This is a genomic window from Streptomyces spinoverrucosus, assembly GCF_006539505.1.
Classification (GTDB): Bacteria; Actinomycetota; Actinomycetes; order Streptomycetales; family Streptomycetaceae; genus Streptomyces; species Streptomyces spinoverrucosus.
The window spans coordinates 107,592-126,443 of record NZ_BJND01000023.1; the positions used below are offsets into that span (position 1 = coordinate 107,592).

The 18,852-nt window shown below is 69.7% G+C and carries 20 protein-coding genes; 17 read left to right on the forward strand and 3 right to left on the reverse strand.

Annotated elements, in window-relative coordinates; translation table 11 throughout:
• Positions 1 to 5: 5 nt before the first annotated feature.
• From SSP24_RS17095 to SSP24_RS17165, 15 genes are all read left to right on the forward strand, one after another.
• Positions 6 to 1,238 carry a CpaE/TadZ family protein gene (locus SSP24_RS17095; RefSeq protein ID WP_141310413.1) on the forward strand — a complete coding sequence of 411 codons (1,233 nt, stop codon included), beginning with the start codon at positions 6 to 8 and terminating at the stop codon, positions 1,236 to 1,238.
• Positions 1,235 to 1,618 carry a TadE/TadG family type IV pilus assembly protein gene (locus tag SSP24_RS17100; RefSeq protein WP_141310414.1) on the forward strand — a complete coding sequence of 128 codons (384 nt, stop codon included), beginning with the start codon at positions 1,235 to 1,237 and terminating at the stop codon, positions 1,616 to 1,618. The genes SSP24_RS17095 and SSP24_RS17100 overlap by 4 nt, the downstream gene beginning before the upstream one ends.
• Position 1,619: 1 nt before the next feature.
• On the forward strand, positions 1,620 to 2,030 hold the full coding sequence (locus SSP24_RS17105) for a TadE/TadG family type IV pilus assembly protein (RefSeq protein ID WP_141310415.1): 411 nt from the start codon (positions 1,620 to 1,622) through the stop codon (positions 2,028 to 2,030).
• Between the two features lie 16 nt (positions 2,031 to 2,046).
• A complete protein-coding gene (locus SSP24_RS17110; RefSeq protein ID WP_141310416.1) occupies positions 2,047 to 3,384 on the forward strand; it encodes a TadA family conjugal transfer-associated ATPase in 1,338 nt (445 codons plus the stop codon).
• 14 nt (positions 3,385 to 3,398) lie between these two features.
• Positions 3,399 to 4,343, forward strand: coding sequence for a type II secretion system F family protein (locus tag SSP24_RS17115; RefSeq protein WP_141310417.1), 945 nt, complete (start codon positions 3,399 to 3,401; stop codon positions 4,341 to 4,343).
• A 25-nt stretch (positions 4,344 to 4,368) separates the two neighbouring features.
• A complete protein-coding gene (locus SSP24_RS17120) occupies positions 4,369 to 5,256 on the forward strand; it encodes a DUF5936 domain-containing protein (RefSeq protein WP_141310418.1) in 888 nt (295 codons plus the stop codon).
• A gap of 65 nt (positions 5,257 to 5,321) precedes the next feature.
• Positions 5,322 to 6,620: a sensor histidine kinase gene (locus SSP24_RS17125; protein WP_229865892.1), complete on the forward strand. Its 1,299-nt coding sequence runs from the start codon at positions 5,322 to 5,324 to the stop codon at positions 6,618 to 6,620.
• Positions 6,617 to 7,327, forward strand: a complete 711-nt coding sequence (locus tag SSP24_RS17130) for a response regulator transcription factor (protein ID WP_141310420.1) — start codon at positions 6,617 to 6,619, stop codon at positions 7,325 to 7,327. The genes SSP24_RS17125 and SSP24_RS17130 overlap by 4 nt, the downstream gene beginning before the upstream one ends.
• Before the next feature lie 123 nt (positions 7,328 to 7,450).
• A complete protein-coding gene (locus SSP24_RS17135; protein ID WP_141310421.1) occupies positions 7,451 to 7,648 on the forward strand; it encodes a Flp family type IVb pilin in 198 nt (65 codons plus the stop codon).
• A complete protein-coding gene (locus SSP24_RS17140) occupies positions 7,645 to 8,256 on the forward strand; it encodes a pilus assembly protein TadG-related protein (protein ID WP_141310422.1) in 612 nt (203 codons plus the stop codon). The genes SSP24_RS17135 and SSP24_RS17140 overlap by 4 nt, the downstream gene beginning before the upstream one ends.
• Before the next feature lie 16 nt (positions 8,257 to 8,272).
• The gene (locus SSP24_RS17145) at positions 8,273 to 8,854 is read left to right on the forward strand and encodes a hypothetical protein (RefSeq protein WP_141310423.1); all 582 of its coding nucleotides are present in this window, start codon (positions 8,273 to 8,275) and stop codon (positions 8,852 to 8,854) included.
• An 8-nt stretch (positions 8,855 to 8,862) separates the two neighbouring features.
• Positions 8,863 to 9,492 carry an OmpA family protein gene (locus tag SSP24_RS17150; protein WP_141310424.1) on the forward strand — a complete coding sequence of 210 codons (630 nt, stop codon included), beginning with the start codon at positions 8,863 to 8,865 and terminating at the stop codon, positions 9,490 to 9,492.
• 208 nt (positions 9,493 to 9,700) lie between these two features.
• Positions 9,701 to 10,603 (forward strand): NADP-dependent oxidoreductase, encoded by a 903-nt coding sequence (locus tag SSP24_RS17155; RefSeq protein ID WP_141310425.1) that lies wholly within the window; start codon positions 9,701 to 9,703, stop codon positions 10,601 to 10,603.
• A 244-nt stretch (positions 10,604 to 10,847) separates the two neighbouring features.
• A complete protein-coding gene (locus SSP24_RS17160; RefSeq protein WP_141310426.1) occupies positions 10,848 to 12,332 on the forward strand; it encodes an alpha/beta hydrolase in 1,485 nt (494 codons plus the stop codon).
• A 488-nt stretch (positions 12,333 to 12,820) separates the two neighbouring features.
• On the forward strand, positions 12,821 to 14,377 hold the full coding sequence (locus SSP24_RS17165; protein WP_141310427.1) for a pectate lyase family protein: 1,557 nt from the start codon (positions 12,821 to 12,823) through the stop codon (positions 14,375 to 14,377).
• A 157-nt stretch (positions 14,378 to 14,534) separates the two neighbouring features.
• On the opposite strand, the gene SSP24_RS17170 is transcribed toward SSP24_RS17165, so the two are convergent.
• Both SSP24_RS17170 and SSP24_RS17175 read right to left on the reverse strand, forming a co-directional pair.
• Positions 14,535 to 14,891, reverse strand: a complete 357-nt coding sequence (locus tag SSP24_RS17170; RefSeq protein ID WP_141310499.1) for a DUF192 domain-containing protein — start codon at positions 14,889 to 14,891, stop codon at positions 14,535 to 14,537.
• Between the two features lie 84 nt (positions 14,892 to 14,975).
• A complete protein-coding gene (locus SSP24_RS17175; RefSeq protein WP_141310428.1) occupies positions 14,976 to 16,166 on the reverse strand; it encodes a DUF418 domain-containing protein in 1,191 nt (396 codons plus the stop codon).
• Positions 16,167 to 16,338: 172 nt separating this feature from the next.
• On the opposite strand from SSP24_RS17175, the gene SSP24_RS17180 reads away from it, so the two are divergent.
• The gene (locus SSP24_RS17180; RefSeq protein WP_141310429.1) at positions 16,339 to 17,211 is read left to right on the forward strand and encodes an LLM class flavin-dependent oxidoreductase; all 873 of its coding nucleotides are present in this window, start codon (positions 16,339 to 16,341) and stop codon (positions 17,209 to 17,211) included.
• Here the strand turns inward: SSP24_RS17180 and SSP24_RS17185 are convergent.
• Positions 17,192 to 17,695: a DinB family protein gene (locus SSP24_RS17185; RefSeq protein ID WP_141310430.1), complete on the reverse strand. Its 504-nt coding sequence runs from the start codon at positions 17,693 to 17,695 to the stop codon at positions 17,192 to 17,194. The genes SSP24_RS17180 and SSP24_RS17185 overlap by 20 nt on opposite strands.
• A gap of 87 nt (positions 17,696 to 17,782) precedes the next feature.
• Between SSP24_RS17185 and SSP24_RS17190 the strand changes: the two genes are divergently transcribed.
• Complete coding sequence (locus SSP24_RS17190; protein ID WP_141310431.1) at positions 17,783 to 18,586, forward strand: methyltransferase domain-containing protein; 804 nt, start codon at positions 17,783 to 17,785, stop codon at positions 18,584 to 18,586.
• Positions 18,587 to 18,852 lie beyond the last annotated feature (266 nt).

Genomic DNA, 18,852 nt, shown 5'->3' on the forward strand with positions numbered 1-18,852 from the left:
CCCGCATGCCCACGAGGATCCTGCCGGCCGTCGGCGACGCGGACGCGGTCCGCTCGGTCACGACCCTGCTCAGCCAGCTCCCGGACGCCGAACCGGTGGCCCCGGTCGTCGACTCCACCCAGCTCATCGACACCCTCGCGCGCCTCGCCGCCGAGTCCGTCGACGAACTGCCCGAAGTCGTCGTCGTCCACGAACGCATCGGCCCCGTCCCGGCCCTGGAGCTGATCCGTGAGGTGGCGCTGCGCTTCCCGGCCGTCGGCGTCATCCTCGTCACCTCCGACGCGAGCCCCGGCCTCTTCCAGGCCGCCATGGACTCCGGCGCGCGCGGCCTGGTCGCCCTGCCGCTGTCGTACGAGGAACTGGCCAACCGCGTGCAGGCGGTCGCCCAGTGGTCGGTGGGGGTACGACGGCACCTGGGCCACGGCGGTGACGTCTTCACCGGCGTCGGCGGCACCGTCGTCACGGTCAGCGGCGCCAAGGGCGGGGTCGGGGCGACGCTCGCCGCCATCCAGCTGGCGCTCGCCTCCCAGGCGTCGGGCCGCTCCACCGTGCTGGTCGACATGGACCTCCAGGCCGGGGACGTCGCGTCGTATCTGGACGTACAGTTCCGGCGTTCCGTCGCCGACCTCGCCGCCATCACCGACATCTCGCCGCGCGTCCTCGCCGACGCCGTCTTCCGGCACGACACCGGCGTCGCCCTGCTGCTCGCCCCCGCCGAGGGCGAACGCGGCGAGGAGGTCACCGACCGCGCCGCCCGGCAGATCGTCAGCGCCCTGCGCTCCCGCTACGAGACCGTCGTCATCGACTGCGGCGCCCAGGTGAGCGGCGCGAGCGCGGCGGCGGTGGAGATGGCCGACACCGCCCTGCTGGTCACCACGCCGGACGTGGTCGCCGTCCGGGGCGCCAAGCGGACGGTGCGGATGTGGGACCGGCTGCAGATCCGCAAGGCCGAGGAGACCACGGTCGTCGTCAACCGGCACACGCGCGGTACGGAGATCCAGCCGCCCCTCATCCAGAAGATCACCGGCACGTCGGTCGCCGCGACGGCCGTGCCCGCCAACTTCAAGGAACTGCAAGGGGTGGTGGACGCCGGGCGCGTCCACGAACTGGACAACAGAAGCGCCGTGAAGCAGGCCCTGTGGGGCCTCGCGGCGGAGCTGGGGCTGGTCAAGGCGCCGGTGGGCGACCGCAAGGGGGGCCGCGGGTCGGTGGGCTTCCTGCGGCGGAGGGACGGATGAGGATGGCGCCTGAGGACCGGGACCGAGGCCAGGTCACCATCGAGTTCCTCGGGATGACACCGCTGATCATTCTGACGCTGGTGCTGCTGTGGCAGTTCGTGCTCGTGGGGTACACCTACGCGCTCGCGGGGAACGCTGCGGACGAGGCGGTACGGGCGGGCACGGCAGCGGAGGACCGCCAGGCGGCCTGCCAGGAGGCGGGCGTACGGCATCTGCCGTCCGCGTGGGAGGGGGGTGCCGAGGTGTCCTGCGGCGAGAGCGGCGGCCTGGTCACGGCCGACGTGCGTCTTGAGGTGCCGGTGCTCTTCCCCGGCTCGGTCGGCTTCCAGTTCCCGGGCGTCGTCGGCCACGCGGGGGCCGTCGTGGAGGAGTCGGACTGAGATGGTGTACGACCGTGAAGGCGGGACTGGGGTGGCGTCCGGCCATGAAGGCCGGACTGGGGCGGCGTACGAGCGCAAAAGCCGCGACCGCGGGCAAGTCGCCCTCGAATACCTCGGGTTCATCCCGATCCTGATCCTCGTCGCGATGGCCGCCGTACAGATCGGCCTGATCGCCTACACCGCGCAGCAGGCCGGTACGGCCGCCCGCACCGGCGCGCGCAGCGCCTCGCTCGACGGGCCCTACGCGCAGGACTGCCAGAACGCGGTCAGCTCCTGGCTCGACGCCGCCTGTACGAGGGCGGATCTGGGCGACGAGGTCGAGGTCACCGCCACGATCGACATCCCGTCGATCGTCCCCGGCTGGGACTTCGACCCCGCCCGCAAGACCGCCACCATGCCGATGGACCGCTGAGCAGGGAGTTACGGCGATGAGTCTGCGGGCACGGATCAACTCCCCGGAGGAGAACGGCAGCCGGGGCGAGGACGGGCACCTGGTCGCCTCGTACCGGGCCAAGCTGCTGGAGGAGATCGACCTCGCGGAGATGAGCGCGCTTGCGGCGGCCGAGCGCAGGGCGCGGCTGGAGCGGGTGCTCGGGCACATCATCAGCCGTGAGGGCCCGGTGCTGTCGACGGTCGAGCGGTCGCAGCTGATCCGGCGGGTCGTCGACGAGGCGCTCGGACTCGGGATCCTGGAGCCGCTCCTCGAAGACGCGTCGATCACCGAGATCATGGTGAACGGCCCCGACGCGATCTTCGTGGAGCGCGGCGGCCGGGTGGAGCAACTGCCGCTCCGCTTCGCCTCGAACGACCAGTTGATGCAGACCATCGAGCGGATCGTCTCCACGGTCAACCGCCGCGTGGACGAGTCGAATCCGATGGTCGACGCCCGCCTCCCGTCCGGTGAGCGCGTCAACGTCATCATCCCGCCGCTGTCCCTCACCGGCGCCACGCTCACCATCCGCCGCTTCCCGCGCTCCTTCACGCTCCAGGAGCTGATCCAGTTCGGCTCGCTGGACGAGCCGATGGTGTATCTGCTGGCGGGGCTGGTGCAGGCGCGGTTCAACATCATCGTCTCGGGCGCCACCGGCACCGGCAAGACGACGCTGCTCAACGCGCTGTCCGGGCTGATCCCCGAGAGCGAGCGGATCATCACCATCGAGGACTCGGCGGAACTCCAGCTCCAGCAGCACCACGTGGTCCGGCTGGAGTCCCGGCCACCCAACGTGGAGGGCCAGGGCCAGGTGACCATCCGCGACCTGGTCCGCAACTCGCTGCGCATGCGCCCCGACCGGATCGTCGTCGGTGAGGTCCGCGGCGGTGAGTCGCTGGACATGCTCCAGGCGATGTCGACCGGCCACGACGGCTCGCTGGCCACCGTGCACGCCAACAGCGCGGAGGATGCGCTGATGCGGTTGCAGACCCTGGCCTCCATGTCCGACGTCGAGGTGCCCTTCGCGGCGCTGCACGACCAGATCAACAGCGCGGTCGATGTGATCGTGCAGCTCACCCGGTTCGCGGACGGGGCGCGCCGGGTCACCGAGATCGCGCTGCTCGACAGCCACGGCGGAGAGCCGTACCGGCTGGCCACGGTCGCCCGCTTCAACGCACAGCCGATGGCCGCCGACGGCCGTATCTACGGCGGTTTCGAGTACTTCCCGCTCACCCGCCGCAGCGCCGACCGCCTCTACATGGCGAGCCAGCCCGTCCCCCAGGCCTTCGGCGTCGCCCAGTCCGCGCAGCAGCTGGCCACCCGAGAAGCCCGGTAGGCAGGAGCCGACCCATGGAACTGACGACCCTCGTCTCCCTCACCACCGGTGTCACCCTGCTGACCTGCGTCCTCGCCGTGGCCGGCCTGCACGCCTACGCCATGGGCAGGGCCCAGCGCCAGGCCCTGGTGGAGCGCCTGTCGTCCACCGGCCAGGTCCAGCCGGTCGGCCGCAGACGCCGGTTCCGCAATCTGGACCGCCGCCTGCGCCGTACGCAACTGGGCCGGAAGCTGGAGCTGCGGCTGCTGGCGACGGGTCTGGACGTGACGCCCGGCGAGTTCTTCGTCGCGATGCTCGCCGCGGTCGCCGGGCTGTGGCTGATCGGCCAGGCCACCCTCGCCCCCTTCTTCGGCCCGATCGCCGGGCTGCTGGGCGTCTGGGTGGCGGTCCAGTTCCTCAACTGGCAACGCCAGAAACGCATCGAGAAGTTCATCAACCAACTCCCCGAACTGGCCCGCATCCTGGCCAACGCCACCCAGGCCGGTCTCGCCCTGCGTACCGCGATCAGCATGGCGGCGGAGGAGCTGGAGGCGCCCGCTGGCGAGGAACTGGCCAAGGTGTCCAACCAGTTGGCGGTGGGCGCGTCGATGGACGAGGCGCTGGGGGAGATGGCCGACCGGCTGCCGTCCCGGGAACTGGTGGTCCTGGTCACCACGCTGGTGCTGTCGAACCGGGCCGGCGGCCAGCTGGTCAGCGCGCTTCGCAACCTCACGGAGACGCTGGAGGAGCGCAAGGAGACCCGCCGTGAGATCCGCACCCAGCTGTCGCAGGTGAGCATGACGTCGTACGCGGTCCCGGTCATGGGCGTCGGCTCGCTCTTCCTCATGAACGGCGTCAAGGACGGCGCCTTGGACCGCATGACGGGCTCCCCGGTCGGCCAGGCCTGCGTGCTCATCGCGTTCGCGCTGTACGCCGTCGGCTTCGTGATGATCCGCCGCCTGTCCCGCATCGACGTCTGAGCGACTTGGAAGGGAGGGATCCGGCATGGCACTTCTGCTGGCACTGCTGATGGGTGTGGGCGTCTGGGGCATCTTCGCCGGGATCCGGATGTACCGGGCGGAGGCGAAACTACCCAGCGACCTAGTCCTCGCCCTGGAGGTCGGCTCGACCCGCACGGGCGCGGTGGACTCGCTGGTCGACCGGATGGGCATGCGGTACGCCCCCGCCGTACTGCGTCTGATGGGCCCGAAGCAGGTCGCCAAGTACCGCCGCAAGATCGACCTGGCGGGCAACCCCGGCGGCCTGACGATCGACCGCTACGCGGCGCGCAGGGCGGTGTACGGCTTCCTGGGCGGCGTCGGCGGCCTGGTGTTCCTGCTCCAGGGCAACGTACTGATGACCCTGCTGCTGTTCGCCTTCGCCGCGTTCTGGACGGAGGTCGGTCTCTGGTCGGCGATCCGGGTCCGCAAGGACGTGATCGAGCGCACGCTGCCGGACTTCCTCGACGTCCTCGCGGTCGTGGTCAGCGCGGGCCTCGGCTTCCGCCAGGCCCTCGACCGGGTCGCCTCGCGCTACGAGGGTCCGTGGGCCGACGAGATCCGTATCACCCTGCGTCAGATGGACCTCGGCATGAGCCGCCGCCAGGCCTTCGCGGAACTGCGGCGCCGCAATGACTCCGAGCAGGTCGCGATGTTCGTGACGGCGTTGCAGCAGGGGGAGGAGCTGGGGGCGCCGATCGTGGACACGCTGGTGTCGCTGGCGAAGGACATGCGGCGCACGGACGCGCAGAACGCGCGGCGCAAGGCGGCGCGGGCCGTACCCAAGGCCACGATGATGATCACGACGTTCATGGTGCCGGCGACGATGCTGCTGTTGGGGGCGGGGTTGTTGCTGGGCTCTGGGACGGACTTCGGCACGCTCACGGGTGAGTGACGGGGATGACGATCACGCCGATGCCGCCGGTGGGGTGGGCGAGGGAGGGACCGTCGGGACTGACCATGGCGCATGAACGGAAAGCCGCCGAGGGTGCTCGGCCCTCACAGGGGCCACCCGCACCTGCACTGGCCCTCCAGCTCAACGCACTACAGGCAATGTGCCGCCAAGTTTTCGGCTTCCGCCTGGCCATGATCGCCCTGGCCGCCCCCGCAGCCCTCCTCAACGCCTCCCCCGGCATCGGCGTACGCCTGGTAGGCGCAGCGGTCGTCGTCACCTTCATGGCCTCGTACGTCCTCTTCAGAGACTGGGAAAGCTTCGGCCCGCTACTCCTCCGCCACCCCACCCTCCTGGCGCTCGACACCCTCGTAGGCTCCCTCCCCCTGATCTCGGCGGGCCCCGACAGCACCCTCGCCTACGTCAGCGTCTGCACCCCCCTCCTCGCCGGCCTCGTCTACAGCTGGCGAGGCGCCGCGGTCTTCGCCTCCCTCCAGTCCCTGATCCTGCTCCTGGTCCACGCCACCCTCACGAAGACCCCGGACGCGACCCCCGCCGAAACCCTCCTCCTCCCCGGCCTCTGCGTCATCACGGGCGCACTCGGCTCCACCCTCCGCAACCTCATGCTCCGCTTCGGCGAAGCCACCCACGCCCTCACCACGGTCCAGGCTCGCCTGGCCGTCACGGAGGCGGTGGCGGCGGAACGCGCCCGCCTTGCCCGTGAACTGCACGACTCGGTGGCCAAGACCCTGCACGGCGTGGCTCTGGCGGCGGACGGCCTGGCGGGTTCGGTCGACAAGCTGAATCCACCCCTGCTCAAACACCAGGCGGAGCTGGTGGCCCGCTCGGCCCGCCGAGCCGCAGCCGAGTCCCGCGAACTCCTCACGGACCTGCGCCGGGCATCGGACCCGACGCAGGGCATGGACGTGCTCGCGGAACTGGAAGCCCGTACAGCGGACTTCACGACCCGGACAGGCGTCCCCACCACCTACCACCCCACCGGTGACACGGCCGTACCCCCCGTCCCCCCGGCGGTGGCCCGCCACCTCCTCACGATCGCGGCGGAGGCCATGGAAAACGCCCACCGCCACGCAAGCCCCACCCGAATCGACGTAACGGCAGGCATCGACGGAGACCTGCTCGTCCTCAGCATCTACGACGACGGCCGCGGCCTCCCGCCCGGAACCACCCTCGAACAACTCCGCCGAACAGGCCACTTCGGCGTGGTCGGCATGGTCGAACGCGCCGCCTCGGTGGGCGCCCGCATCCGCATCGGCCGCGGCGACCACCCCAAGGGCACGGAAGTACGCCTGGAACTCCCGCTGGCGGCCCTCGACACGCGCACCAGAGAGGAGGCCGAAAGATGACATCGCTCCGTGTGGTCGTGGCCGACGACAACCCCGTGGTCCGCGCGGGCCTCACCGCCCTCCTCTCGGGCCGTGAGGACATCACGGTCGTGGCGGAGGCGGCGGACGGCCAAGAGGCGTACGAGGCGGCCAGGGCCCACCGCCCCGACGTGATCCTCCTGGACGTCCGCATGCCGGGCGTGGACGGCATCGCGGCGCTCCCGTACCTCGTAAAGCTCGCCCCCGTCGTCATGCTCACCTACAGCCGCGAGCCGGAGATCGTCGAGGAGGCGCTGCGGCGAGGGGCGGACGGTTACCTGGTCCACGGCGAGTTCACGGCGGACCAACTGGTGGCGGCGGTACGGGACATCAAACGGGGCAGGCCCCACTTCACCGCGACGGCGGCAGGGGCGCTCCTTGCCCGGCTCAGAGCCACATCAAATGCGACTGCAAACTCTGATGCCCCAACAGCGCCTAATTCTTCGGAAAACCTTTCGCAAGTGCAACCGGTTGTGGCACAGTCGTCGTCATACCGGTCACGGTTCCAACTCAGCGCGAGGGAGGCGGAGATCATGGACCTCATCGCATCCGGCATGAACAACCAGCAAATCGCCGCCACGTGCTTCATCAGCGAGAAGACGGTCAAGAACCACATCAACCGCATCTTCGCCAAGCTCCACAGCACCAGCCGCTCGGAAGCCACGGCGAAGTGGCTGGGGTTGGGGTGACGACGATGGACCGTCCGTCAGCGCATGATTGGGCCCACGATTGGGCCCCGGGACCCTCTGCCAACCCCGGCGTTCCGCCGTACGCTCCCGGCACCGAAGCCGAGTCACCCGGAGGGCAACGCCATGAACAACTGGATGAACACCACGGTCTCGCACCTTCGCGCCCGCGTCGCCCGCAACGACAAGGGGCAGACGGCGGTGGAGTATTTGGGGATCATCGCGGTTGTCGTGGCGATCGTACTGGCCATTACCGGCACGGACATCGGGCAGTCGATCTACGACGCCATCGTGGACAAGATCGACGAGGTCACCGGAGGTTGACGCGGCTTAGCAGGTACGACGACACAGGGCAGGCCTTCCCCATCTACATCACGGTGGTGGCGGGCCTGCTTTTTCTCGCGTTCGCGTACCTTGCGGTCGGCCAGGCCGGGGCGACTCGCAACGAGGCTCAAACGGCGGCGGACGCCGCAGCGCTCGCAGCAGCGCAGGATCTTCGGGATCAGCTCGCGGGCCAGTGGCTGGAGAACGTGCTGGACCCGGACTCGTGGCAGGGCATCTTCGACGGCAACGTGGGGGCAGCCAACTCCTGCTGGCGCGCAGATCAGCTCGCTGCGCAGAACGACGCGCGAGTGACCGGTTGTGATCCGGAGCTCCTCGGCTACACGGTCGGCATCGAGACCACTGAGCCCGTCGGAGACACCATCGTGCCCGGTACGGAGGACATGTACGCGACGGCAACCGCCACTGCCGTCATCGAGCCGCGCTGTTCGTTCGAACTAACTGGCGAGGATGCGGGTGACGATGTCCTGCCGGACCTGGACTGCAAGGACAGGGACTGGGACCTGGACCCGGATGACCTGGACATCCTGCCGGCACCCGAGGACCTCTTCGACGTCCATCTGGCCGACTCACAAGCGAACGACGAGTGATGAAGGAAATGGAGTCATGAGCATTCGGTTCACTACGAAGGCCCGCAGGGGGATGGTCGCACTGACTGTTGCGGCTGGTCTGGCCCTCGGTGTGGCCGGTTGCGGCAGCGGCGGTGGCGGTGAGGACAAGAAGCCGAACAATTCCGCGTCCACTTCCGAGGAAGGCAGGCTGCAACCGAGTGCTCAGGAAGGCACGGATGAACCCTTGGTCGAACTCCGCGGCGAGGACGGCCTCATCCTGCAGATCACCTCAGCCACCAGGGACTCCGGCGGTTTCGTGACCGTCAGCGGTGAGTTGAAGAACGACGGAGACGAGTCGGTTCGGGTCTCGGTGCGCACCGCAGGTGACGAGACGGAGATCATCAGACACGGCTCGTCGCTCGGTGGAGCGACGCTCGTGGATTCGGCGAGCAAGAAGCGCTACTACGTACTGCGGGACACGGACGGCCGCCCACTGACCACGACGAGCATCCCGAGGATCAAGGGCGGCGCTTCCATCCCCGTATTCATGCAGTTCCCCGCGCCACCGACCAGCACAACCGAAGTCTCCTTCCAACTGCCGACGTTCGCCAGCGGCACCATCACCATCTCCGGTTGAGGCCAGCCATGACCCAAACCCGCCTCACCATGACCGCACTCACCACCGCCACATTCCTCCTCACCACGACCCTCTACGCCACCACAACAGCCCACGCCAAAGACGACCCCAGCGTCCCCCCAGGCACCGAAGCCACCGCCTCCGCCCCCGTCGAAGTCGACCCCAACGACCCCGACCTCAAGCTCCCGGAAGGCGCCACCCTCGCCGAACCCAAGGTCCTGGACATCAAGCAGGTCGTCGAAGACCAGAGCGGCGACGAACGCCGCGAGGACACCAACGCGGACGTCAAGTTCGCCCTCCAGGCCGAAGTCCTGTTCGGCAAGGACAGCGCAAAACTCAGCGCCGAGTCGAAGGCCCGCATCTCCGCGATCGCCGAGGAGATCAACACCCAGAACGCCACAAAGGTCCGCGTCTTCGGCTTCACGGACAACCTTGGATCCTCCGCCCACGGCGACACCCTCTCCCGCAGCCGCGCCAACGCCGTACACGACGTCCTCGACTCGGAACTGAACGACTCCAACATCACCTTCGAGGTACGCGGCTACGGCGAGCAGTACCCCATCGCGGACAACTCAACAGAATCCGGCCGCAAGAAGAACCGCCGGGTGGAGGTGTCTTTCCCTCGCAGTGATGGTTGATTCTCCGCGACCAGCTGCCATGGGAGCCGGCGGGGCTGTGTGGGTCGAGGTGGCCCCGGAGGCAGCTCGCCACGTGTCGGCGGTCATGACGTAGGGTCGATGTATCGGAGTAGAAACGTGCTCTGGGGCCGAGCAGATGGCCGGACAGGGAGTACGCGCACACGCGGTATCGGACGATCCACCACTTCTTCCGCGGAAGGAGTGCGTCATGAGGGCAGCACAGTTCAGCCGGTTCGGTGGCCCGGAGGTCCTTGAGATCGTTGACCTCCCTGATCCCCACCCCGGTGCCGGAGAGATACGGATCAAGGTCCGTGCCGCGGGGATCAACGCCAGCGACTGGAAAAAGCGTCAGGGCCTGATGGACCAGGAGCTGCCACAGACCCTGGGCTACGAGGCTGCGGGCATCGTCGACGAGATCGGCGACGGTGTCTCGGGCGTCACGGTTGGCGACCGGGTCTTCGGAGCCTCACCATACGGCGCCGCCCAAGCGGAGTTGGCCCTGCTGTCATATTGGGCCCCGATCCCGAACTCGCTGGACTATGCGAGGTCTGCAGCGATCCCCGCGGCCGCCGAGACCGCAGCGCGCTCGCTCGACCAGCTTGGCGTCACAGCGGGCAGCACCGTGCTCATCAACGGGGCATCCGGCAGCGTCGGGAGTGCCGCTGTCCAACTCGCCATGGAGCGCGGCGCGCGCGTCATCGGCACGGGTAGTCCGGGCACGCACGATGCCCTCCGCCTGCTCGGGGCCGAGCCGGTGGCATACAGCGACGGTATGCCAGAGCGAGTCCGGGCAATCATGCCGTCGGGTGTCGATTTCGCGCTGGACGTCGCCGGCAGCGGCGTCCTTCCCGAACTCGTGGAACTCGTGGGCGCGCCCGAGCACGTGATCACGGTCGCCGACTTCCACGGCGCGCAGCAGACGGGCATTCGCTTCAGTCACGGCGACACCGGCCGCGCCACCTACGCGCTGGCCCAGGACGCTCAAATGGCCGAAACTGGACGCTTCTCCATCCAGGTCGGCCAGACCTTCCCCTTGACCGAGGTGGCCCACGCGCACCGCGTCGGCGAAGCCGGGACCGTGCGCGGCAAGCTCGTACTACTCGTGGACTGACCGGCCTTCAAAGGGACTTTTCACGATTGAAGCGTGCCACCACCCGGCTCGCGCGTATGTGGGCGGGGCTGCCGTACGCGGGTGCGTCGCCCTGCGCCCCGATCACCCCTGAGCGGCCCCCGACCCGACCCGGAAAACACCCTGACAGGGGCACCACACGGGCAACAGTGCACCTAACGTGACGACGGTGCCCCGGCCGGGCCCGCACGCCCTGACACAACCGCTCTCTTCACGAGGAGGATCCATGCCGTTAAGGGGCAGATCCGCACTGCGGCGCATCGTCACGCGGGGCACGACCATGGCCGTGGGAGCCGCCATGGCCCTCATCACCGGCCTCGCCGCCGCTCCCGCGGTCCACGCGTCGCCGTCTGCCACCGGGGCCCTGAGGTGGGCGCCGTGTGAAGACCCGGAGAAGCCGGGCGCCGAGTGCGCCGCTCTTTCGGTGCCGGTCGACTGGGCCCACCCGGACGGGCCGAGACTCGACCTGGCCGTGGCCCGCCGCAAGGCCACCGACCCCGGCGCACGCGTCGGCTCGATGGTGTTCGGGCCCGGTGGGCCGGGCGACTCGGGTGTGGAGATGGTGGTGGGCCGTATCAGCCGGTTCAGCCCCGAGGTCCGCCGCAGGTTCGACATCGTCAGCTTCGACCCGCGCGGCGTGGGCCGCAGCAACCCGGTGACCTGCTCCGACGACCTGCTTGCCGAGCGGCCGTCACCGGAGCTGAAGAGCCAGGCGGACTTCGACGCCACCACGGCGTACAACAGGCGGCTCCGTGCGGACTGCCGGGCCCGTACCGGCCCGGTGTTCGACCACATTGACACCGCCCAGACGGTCCGGGACCTGGACGCCCTCCGGGCCGCCCTCGGCGAGGGGAAACTGACCTTCCACGGCAGCTCGTACGGCACGCTGCTCGGGGCGCAGTACGCCGAGACCTACCCGCGCCGCGTGCGCGCGATGGTGCTGGAGAGCGTCATGGACCACAGCGTCCCGACCACCCGTGACTTCCTGCGGGCCGCGGCGGCCACGGCAGAGGATTCATTCCAGGAGTTCGTGAAGTGGTGCGACGGTGCCGCGGACTGCGCGCTGCACGGCCGCGACGTCCGCGCCGTCTGGCAGGGGCTGTTGGCGCGGGCCGGGCGCGGCGAGCTGGAGGACCCGGCGAAGCCGGGCATCTCGCTGTCGTCCTCGGACCTGGTCAACAAGGTCGCGTTCCGGAGGTTCTACGGGGCCGATTACGCGGGCCTGGCCACGGCGATCGCGGGGATGGACGCGAGCAGGCCGCTGCCCGCGTCGCCCACCTCGATGGCGCCGCTGCCTGAGGCCACCCCGGTCTTCTGCGCGGACTGGCACCTGCCAGTGCGCGACTACCAGGAGTACGCCTCGCTCGTCGCCATGATGAACAGGACCGCGCCCGACCTGCCTTACCTGCTGCCGATCCACATGGCAGCGGCGTGCCTGGGCGCGCCGACCGCCAACCCGCAGCACCGCCTGGACGCACACGGTGCCCCGCCGATCCTGGTGTCCAACGCGCTGCACGACCCCGCCACCGGCTACCCGTGGGCGGTCTCGGTGGCCTGGCAACTCGGCCGCAGCGGCGTGCTCCTCACCTACGAGGGCCACGGCCACGGCAGCGTCACCAGCGGCCCGTGTATGGAGGACGCCGTGAACAGCTACCTCACCGACCTGGCAGTCCCACCACGGGGCACCAGCTGCCCCGCCGTGCCGTCCTGACAGCTTGCCGATCCGCCGGCATCGCCACACGCTTACGCGCCGAGGATGCGGTACCGACTCGGGCGTAGATTCGCCCGGTTCATGTTCATGATGTGGAGTCATGCATTCCACAACTGTGCAAAGCCTTGCTGCCTCACTGACGCCATCCTATTCTCCGGGCGAGAAAACGCTTTCCCACTGTCGGGGAGCTGCTGCGGCGTCCCTCCTTCGTCGTCGCCGACGTGCACAGATATCGCGCCAACCCGGCGTGGAGACTGCATCCACGTCGCGACGCATCCGCAGCCTGAGGGGCGTCGGCCGAGTTGAACCACCTCGCGTGACCTGGCGCGGCCTTCGCGTCGGAGGGTTCAGATAGCAGAACTTGGTTCGACGACCTGATCGACATGGGCCTGCCGGTCTCTGGGTCAGGTCGGCGCCTCGACGGTCTGCCGAAACGACAACGGCACGCAGGAACCACCCGCGTCCGACGACGAAAGGACAGAGCGAGGATGAGACGATCACGAACAGTGCGGCTCCCCGCCGCACTGGCCACGACGGCCCTCACGGCCGCCGCGACCGGCACGCTGCTGTTAATGCCCGAGGCCTCGGCCGCGACCGGCGGCGTCACCGGCTACGCCACCCAGAACGGCGGCACCACCGGCGGAGCCGGCGGTCAGACCGTACGGGCCACCACCGGAACCGCGATCCACGCGGCGCTGTGCAACCGGGCGAGCAGCAGCACCCCCATCACCATCCAGGTCGAGGGAACCATCAATCACGGCAACACCAGCAAGGTGTCGGGCGATAGTTGCAACACCGCCGACGACGTCATCGAGCTGAAGGAGATCAGCAACGTCACCATCGTCGGGGTCGGCAGTGGAGCCGTCTTCGACCAGCTGGGCATCCACATCCGCCAAGCCAGCAACATCATCATCCAGAACGTGACCGTACGGAACGTCAAGAAGTCGGGCTCGCCCACCTCCAACGGCGGTGACGCCATCGGCATGGAGAGCAACGTCCGCAACGTCTGGGTGGACCACACCACACTGGAGGCGTCGGGCGGGGAGTCGGAGGGCTTCGACGGCCTCTTCGACATGAAGAACAACACCCAGTACGTGACCCTGTCCTACAGCATCCTGCGCAACTCCGGCCGCGGCGGCCTCGTCGGATCCAGCGAGAGCGACACCTCGAACAGCTTCATCACGTACCACCACAACCGGTACGAGAACATCGACTCCCGTACGCCCCTGCTGCGCGGCGGCATCGCCCACATCTACAACAACCACTACACCGGCATCAACGAATCCGGCATCAACTCCCGCGCCGGGGCCCGCGCCAAGGTGGACCACAACTACTTCGAGGACTCCAAGGACGTCCTCGGCACCTTCTACACCGACGCGGCCGGCTACTGGCAGGTCAGCGGCAATATCTACGACAACGTCACATGGTCCAGCCCGGGCAGCGAGAACAACCCGGCCGGACCCGACCCGCAGTCCAACACCACCGTCAGCATCCCGTACTCCTACGCTCTCGACGCGGCCAGTTGCGTGCCGAGCGTCGTGAGCGCGACGGCGGGCGCCAACAAGGGCCTTCAGGTGTCGGACGGCAGCTGCTCCCCGCAGCAGCCCACACCGACCCCCACGTCCACACCGACGCCCACACCGACTTCCACACCCACACCGACGCCGACCCAGCCCGGCGGCACCAACCTCAGCATCGGAGCCGGCTCCGACGGGTCCAGCAAGGCCTCCGGCACGAGCTACGGCAACGTGCGGGACGGCGACATGAGCACCTACTGGTCGCCGTCCGGCTCGACCGGTTCCATCTCGGTCAAGTGGGACTCCGCCACCTCGGTTTCCAGGATCAACATCAGGGAGACGCCGGGCAGCGCGGGCACCATCGGGTCCTGGCGGGTCATCAACCACGACACCGGCGCCGTCCTGACCTCCGGCAGCGGGGCGGGCGTTATCAGCTTCCCCCAGATCTCCCTAGACAAGATCACCTTCGAGATCACCGCTTCGTCCGGCACCCCGCAGGTCGCCGAGTTCGAGACCTACGCCGGTTAGCGGCACGCTCCTCCTGCCGTCCCCCCGAATGCGGCGGGGGAGACGGCCCAAGGAGCACCCGGCCCGACCGTCCGATCATGAACCGGAAGCCCCAGGCCCGATCCGCCGCCCTACGTCGCCTTCACTCACCGAGGCGCAAGCCCAGGCCCGGTCCGCCCTACCCCGCCTCCACCGTCACCCTGACCCCCACACGCACCCCCCACCCCTCCATAACCCCCGCCTCCGCCTCCAGCACATGCCGCGCCCGCACCCGCGGCGCGCCCAGCCGCCCCGGCTTCATCGTGCGTACGGCGATGACGACCAGGTTCTGGTCGAGGTAGGCGACGTCGATCGGGATGCGCATCCGGAAGGTGTGGATGCTGTTCGCCGGGGACAGCAGGATCGCGCCGTGCACCGCGTCGCGCCCGAGCAGTCCCCTCGTACGGGCTCGGTACGACGTCGCGATCTCCAACGGCACCGTCGCACCCCCGTGCACGACCAGCTCCCCCCGCCCGTCCTGCCAACGCCGCCCCAGGCCCACGCCCACGCCCGCGCCCCCTCCGCCGTACGTCCGCCTCCGGTGTGCGCACCGACCGTATCGGCAGTCCGCCAACCGGCCTCAGCGGCGCAGCGCCCACCGCTGCACCGACTCCAGAGGCCCGTGCGAGAAGCGGCGCAGCCACAGGGTCGAGCCCGCGATGAGGAACGCGCAGATCAGCGCCCACATGGCCATCACCCACCACGGCCCGCCGTCCGGCCCGAACCGCTCGGTCAGGCCGAGGCCGACGCCGTAGCAGAGCAGCGTGCACAGGACGTTCTGGAGGACGTACGACGACAGGGCGGTGCGGCCGACCGAGGACAGGCCCTGGGTGACCGGGGCGGGGAGGCGGCCGCGGTCCAGTACGACGCCGATCAGGCCCATGTAGCCGAGGGCGACCACCGGCGCCGCCACGTAGCGGCCGAGGAAGAAGAAGTCCTCGCCGCCCAGGGTCAGCGCCGCGTTGAACGGGATGCCCAGGCCGAGGCCCCAGAGCGCCATCCGGGCACGCAGTCGGCGGCCCCGGTCGGTAGGGGCGAAGGCACCGGCGCGGTACAGGCGGACGCCGAGCAGGAAGAGGAAGACCAGCAGGCCGAAGGTGACGACCGGCTCCATGCGCAGGGCGACGGCGTTCTCCAGGCGGAAGCCGATCTGATCCAACCAGCTGCCGTGCGCGTACAGGTCGACCGACTTCGCGGAGACCTGGCGCGGCTCGGAGTCGTCCGCCAGCAGGGCCAGCGTGATCAGCGACATCAGGGCCACGTGCAGGCTCACCGACGTCCACATGAGTACGCGTCGCAGGCGCTCGGAGCGTACGAGCAACCGCGCCACCAGCAGGGCGGTGACGGCGTACCCCATCAGCACGTCGAAGCCGAACACCAGCACGAAGTGGAGCGTGCCCTCGGCGAACAGGAACAGGGCGCGGGGGCGGTAGCCGCGCGGCCACGGGGTGCCGTGGCGCTGGGCGGAGTCGTACTGGATGGCCAGGCCCACGCCGAAGAGGATCGTCAGCAGCGACAGGAACTTGCCGTCCGCGAGGAAGCGGAAGAGCGCTTCCGCCGGTTCCTCGAACGGGTCCGCCATGGGCGCACCCTGCAGGAACGCCCACTCCGAACCCGGCGTGGCGAAGATCCACACGTTCGTCATCAAGGTGCCGAGAATCGCCACCCCGCGCAGGACGTCCAGCAGGGGCAGTCGGCCGCCCGTGGGGGAGGGGCGGGATGCGGTGGCGTCCGTGGACGCACGCGTGCTGTTCGACGAGATGCCAGCCATACGTCCAGGCTCCCGGCCCGCCGCGCCCCGAACGTCCTGCGGCCGGACGAAAACGTCGTACATCCTTCGATGCAGGCACCGATCCTCCTCAACCCGAGGTGAGCCGTGGGAACCAACGAGCCGACCGGGTAAATCAGTTGTCCGCTCACCGAACGGTGGGTAGGAAGGGCGCATGACCGGACTCGGCGCTGTGTTCCGTCCCCAACTGCCCCCCGAGCGGCTGCGCGCCCTCGCTCAACTGGCCGACGAGACCGGCCTCGACGAACTGTGGCTGTGGGAGGACTGCTTCCGCGAGGGCGGTGTCTCCACCGCCGCGGCCGCGCTCGCCTGGACCGAACGCGTCCGGGTCGGCGTCGGTCTGCTCCCCGTGCCGCTGCGGAACGTCGCCATCACCGCGATGGAGGCCGCCTCCCTGCACCGCATGTTCCCCGGCCGCCCGGTCCTCGCCGTCGGCCACGGCGTGCAGGACTGGATGGGCCAGGTCGGCGCCCGCGCCGAATCGCCGCTGACGCTGCTGCGCGAGCACCTCGACGCGCTGCGGGCGCTGCTGCGCGGTGAGCGGCTGACGACCGAGGGCCGGTACGTCAGGCTCGACGACGTCGCCCTCGACTGGCCGCCGCCGGGCCCGGTCGAGATCCTCGCCGGCGCCACCGGCCCGCGCACGCTCCGGCTGTCCGGGGAGGCGGCGGACGGCACGGTCCTCACCGCGGGCACACCCCCGGACGGCGTACGCCGGGCCCGGCGGCTCATCGACGAGGGGCGGGCGTCGGCCGACCGCACCGACCCGCACCGCGTCGTCGTCTACCTGCTCACCGCCACCGGCCCCGACGCCGCCGCCCGTCTGCGCGCCGAACTCACCGCCGAGGGTCTCGCCGACGTCCCCGACCTCGGTGTCGCCGGGGACGCGGGGGCCGTCGCCAAGGCCGTCGAGCGGCTCACCGAGGCCGGTGCCGACACGGTGATCCTGCAGCCGACGGGCGACGAACCCGACCCCGAGGGCTTCGTCCGCTTCGCCGCGCGGGAGGTCAGACCGCTGGTCCCGTAGCTGGTCGGTGGTCGCCCGTCGTCCCGTCGATGAGCTCCCGCACGATGTCCATGTGGCCCGCGTGTCTGGCCGTCTCCTCGATCATGTGGACGATCACCCAGCGCAGGGAGACGCGGCCCTCCCGCCACGCCGGGCTGCCTGTGTCGTCCAGCGACAGCTCGGTGATCGTGCGGTCGGCGGCGGCGCGGGCACGGCCGTAGAAGTCGATGATCTGCTGGGTCGTCTCGCCCTGGTCGGCCCGCATGTCCTCGTTCTCGTACGGGTCGAACCACAGCGGCTCAACCTCCCGGCCGAAGGTCTCCACCAGCCAGCCGTACTCCACCGACCCCAAATGCTTCACCAGGCCGAGCAGGCTCGTGCCCGACGGTGTCATCGGTCGGCGCAACTGCTCGTCGTCCAGGCCGTCCAGCTTCCACAGCACCGCGTCCCGGTGCCGGTCCAGACTCGCGTGCAGCGTCGCCTTCTCGCCGTCCCGGTACGGCATGCCCGCCCCCTCGTTCGTCCCGCCCTCGTTCCCCACTGCAGGAAAATTAGCAGCGGCCACTGACAACGCCCTGCGACGATCAAACGCATGCAGCATGACCACCGTCCCACGGAACCTCGCCGCACCTTCGAGGAACTCGTCGCCGAAGGGGCCGCCGTGCCCACCGAGGGCTGGGACTTCTCCTGGTTCGAAGGGCGGGCCACCGAGGCGCGGCCGTCGTGGCGGTACGCCGAGTCGCTCGCCGGGCGACTCGCACGCGCGCGTGCCGCCCTCGACATCCAGACCGGCGGCGGCGAGGTCCTCGACTTCGCGCTCGGCGCCACCGCGCACCCGCCCGGCCTGCTCGCCGCGACCGAGGGCTGGCCGCCGAACGTCGCCAAGGCCACCGCCCTGCTCCGCCCGCGCGGCGTGGTGGTCGTCGCCGCGCCGGACGACGCGCCGCTGCCCTTCGCCGACGGCACCTTCGACCTCGTCTGCAGCCGCCACCCCGTTCAGCCCCACTGGGACGAGATCGCGCGCGTGCTCCGGCCCGGCGGTACGTACTTCGCCCAGCATGTCGGTCCCAGCAGCGTCTTCGAACTCGTCGAGTACTTCCTCGGGCCGCAGTCCGCGCAGGTGCGCGGCGCCCGCCACCCCGACCGTGAGCGCGCGGGCGCACAGGCGGCGGGACTGGAGGTCGTCGAGCTGCGCGCGGAGCGGCTGCGGATGGAGTTCCACGACATCGCCGCCGTCGTGCACTTCCTGCGCAAGGTGATCTGGATGGTCCCCGGCTTCACCGTCGAGGCCTACGAGGACAAGCTCCGCGCCCTGCACGAGCGGATCGAGGCGGAAGGCCCCTTCGTGGCCCACAGCACCCGCCACCTGTTCGACGCCCGCAAACCGGCCGACTGAAACACGCCCTACGCCTGGGTGGCCTTCGGTGCTGTGAGCGGGCGAGCCCTGGCCACGGTTTTCCACATTGTTATCAGCCACCACTCAGTCACCCATGACACATCGCGTAAGTTCAGACCAAGGTAATTCGCGTGAGCAAAGCTGCGCGGGCGGCACCGCGCAGTGGAGGGGGCTGCGCGGTGCCCACGGCCCGTTCCCGGGCGTCAAGCCGTCGGCGGCAGGCGGGTCGCCCGTCAGAGGGATGCCGGAAAAATCCTGTGCGTCCC

Bases quoted from the DNA above. Each gene is read 5' to 3' on its own strand.
- SSP24_RS17095 (WP_141310413.1), top strand. From the start codon at position 6: ATGCCCACGAGGATCCTGCCGGCCGTCGGCGACGCGGACGCGGTCCGC.
- SSP24_RS17180 (WP_141310429.1), top strand. From the start codon at position 16,339: ATGACCGGACTCGGCGCTGTGTTCCGTCCCCAACTGCCCCCCGAGCGG.
- SSP24_RS17105 (WP_141310415.1), top strand. From the start codon at position 1,620: ATGGTGTACGACCGTGAAGGCGGGACTGGGGTGGCGTCCGGCCATGAA.
- SSP24_RS17150 (WP_141310424.1), top strand. From the start codon at position 8,863: ATGACCCAAACCCGCCTCACCATGACCGCACTCACCACCGCCACATTC.
- SSP24_RS17175 (WP_141310428.1), bottom strand. From the start codon at position 16,166: ATGGCTGGCATCTCGTCGAACAGCACGCGTGCGTCCACGGACGCCACC.
- SSP24_RS17115 (WP_141310417.1), top strand. From the start codon at position 3,399: ATGGAACTGACGACCCTCGTCTCCCTCACCACCGGTGTCACCCTGCTG.
- SSP24_RS17185 (WP_141310430.1), bottom strand. From the start codon at position 17,695: ATGCCGTACCGGGACGGCGAGAAGGCGACGCTGCACGCGAGTCTGGAC.
- SSP24_RS17155 (WP_141310425.1), top strand. From the start codon at position 9,701: ATGAGGGCAGCACAGTTCAGCCGGTTCGGTGGCCCGGAGGTCCTTGAG.
- SSP24_RS17135 (WP_141310421.1), top strand. From the start codon at position 7,451: ATGAACAACTGGATGAACACCACGGTCTCGCACCTTCGCGCCCGCGTC.
- SSP24_RS17190 (WP_141310431.1), top strand. From the start codon at position 17,783: ATGCAGCATGACCACCGTCCCACGGAACCTCGCCGCACCTTCGAGGAA.
- SSP24_RS17120 (WP_141310418.1), top strand. From the start codon at position 4,369: ATGGCACTTCTGCTGGCACTGCTGATGGGTGTGGGCGTCTGGGGCATC.
- SSP24_RS17145 (WP_141310423.1), top strand. From the start codon at position 8,273: ATGAGCATTCGGTTCACTACGAAGGCCCGCAGGGGGATGGTCGCACTG.
- SSP24_RS17130 (WP_141310420.1), top strand. From the start codon at position 6,617: ATGACATCGCTCCGTGTGGTCGTGGCCGACGACAACCCCGTGGTCCGC.
- SSP24_RS17100 (WP_141310414.1), top strand. From the start codon at position 1,235: ATGAGGATGGCGCCTGAGGACCGGGACCGAGGCCAGGTCACCATCGAG.
- SSP24_RS17125 (WP_229865892.1), top strand. From the start codon at position 5,322: ATGGCGCATGAACGGAAAGCCGCCGAGGGTGCTCGGCCCTCACAGGGG.
- SSP24_RS17110 (WP_141310416.1), top strand. From the start codon at position 2,047: ATGAGTCTGCGGGCACGGATCAACTCCCCGGAGGAGAACGGCAGCCGG.
- SSP24_RS17165 (WP_141310427.1), top strand. From the start codon at position 12,821: ATGAGACGATCACGAACAGTGCGGCTCCCCGCCGCACTGGCCACGACG.
- SSP24_RS17160 (WP_141310426.1), top strand. From the start codon at position 10,848: ATGCCGTTAAGGGGCAGATCCGCACTGCGGCGCATCGTCACGCGGGGC.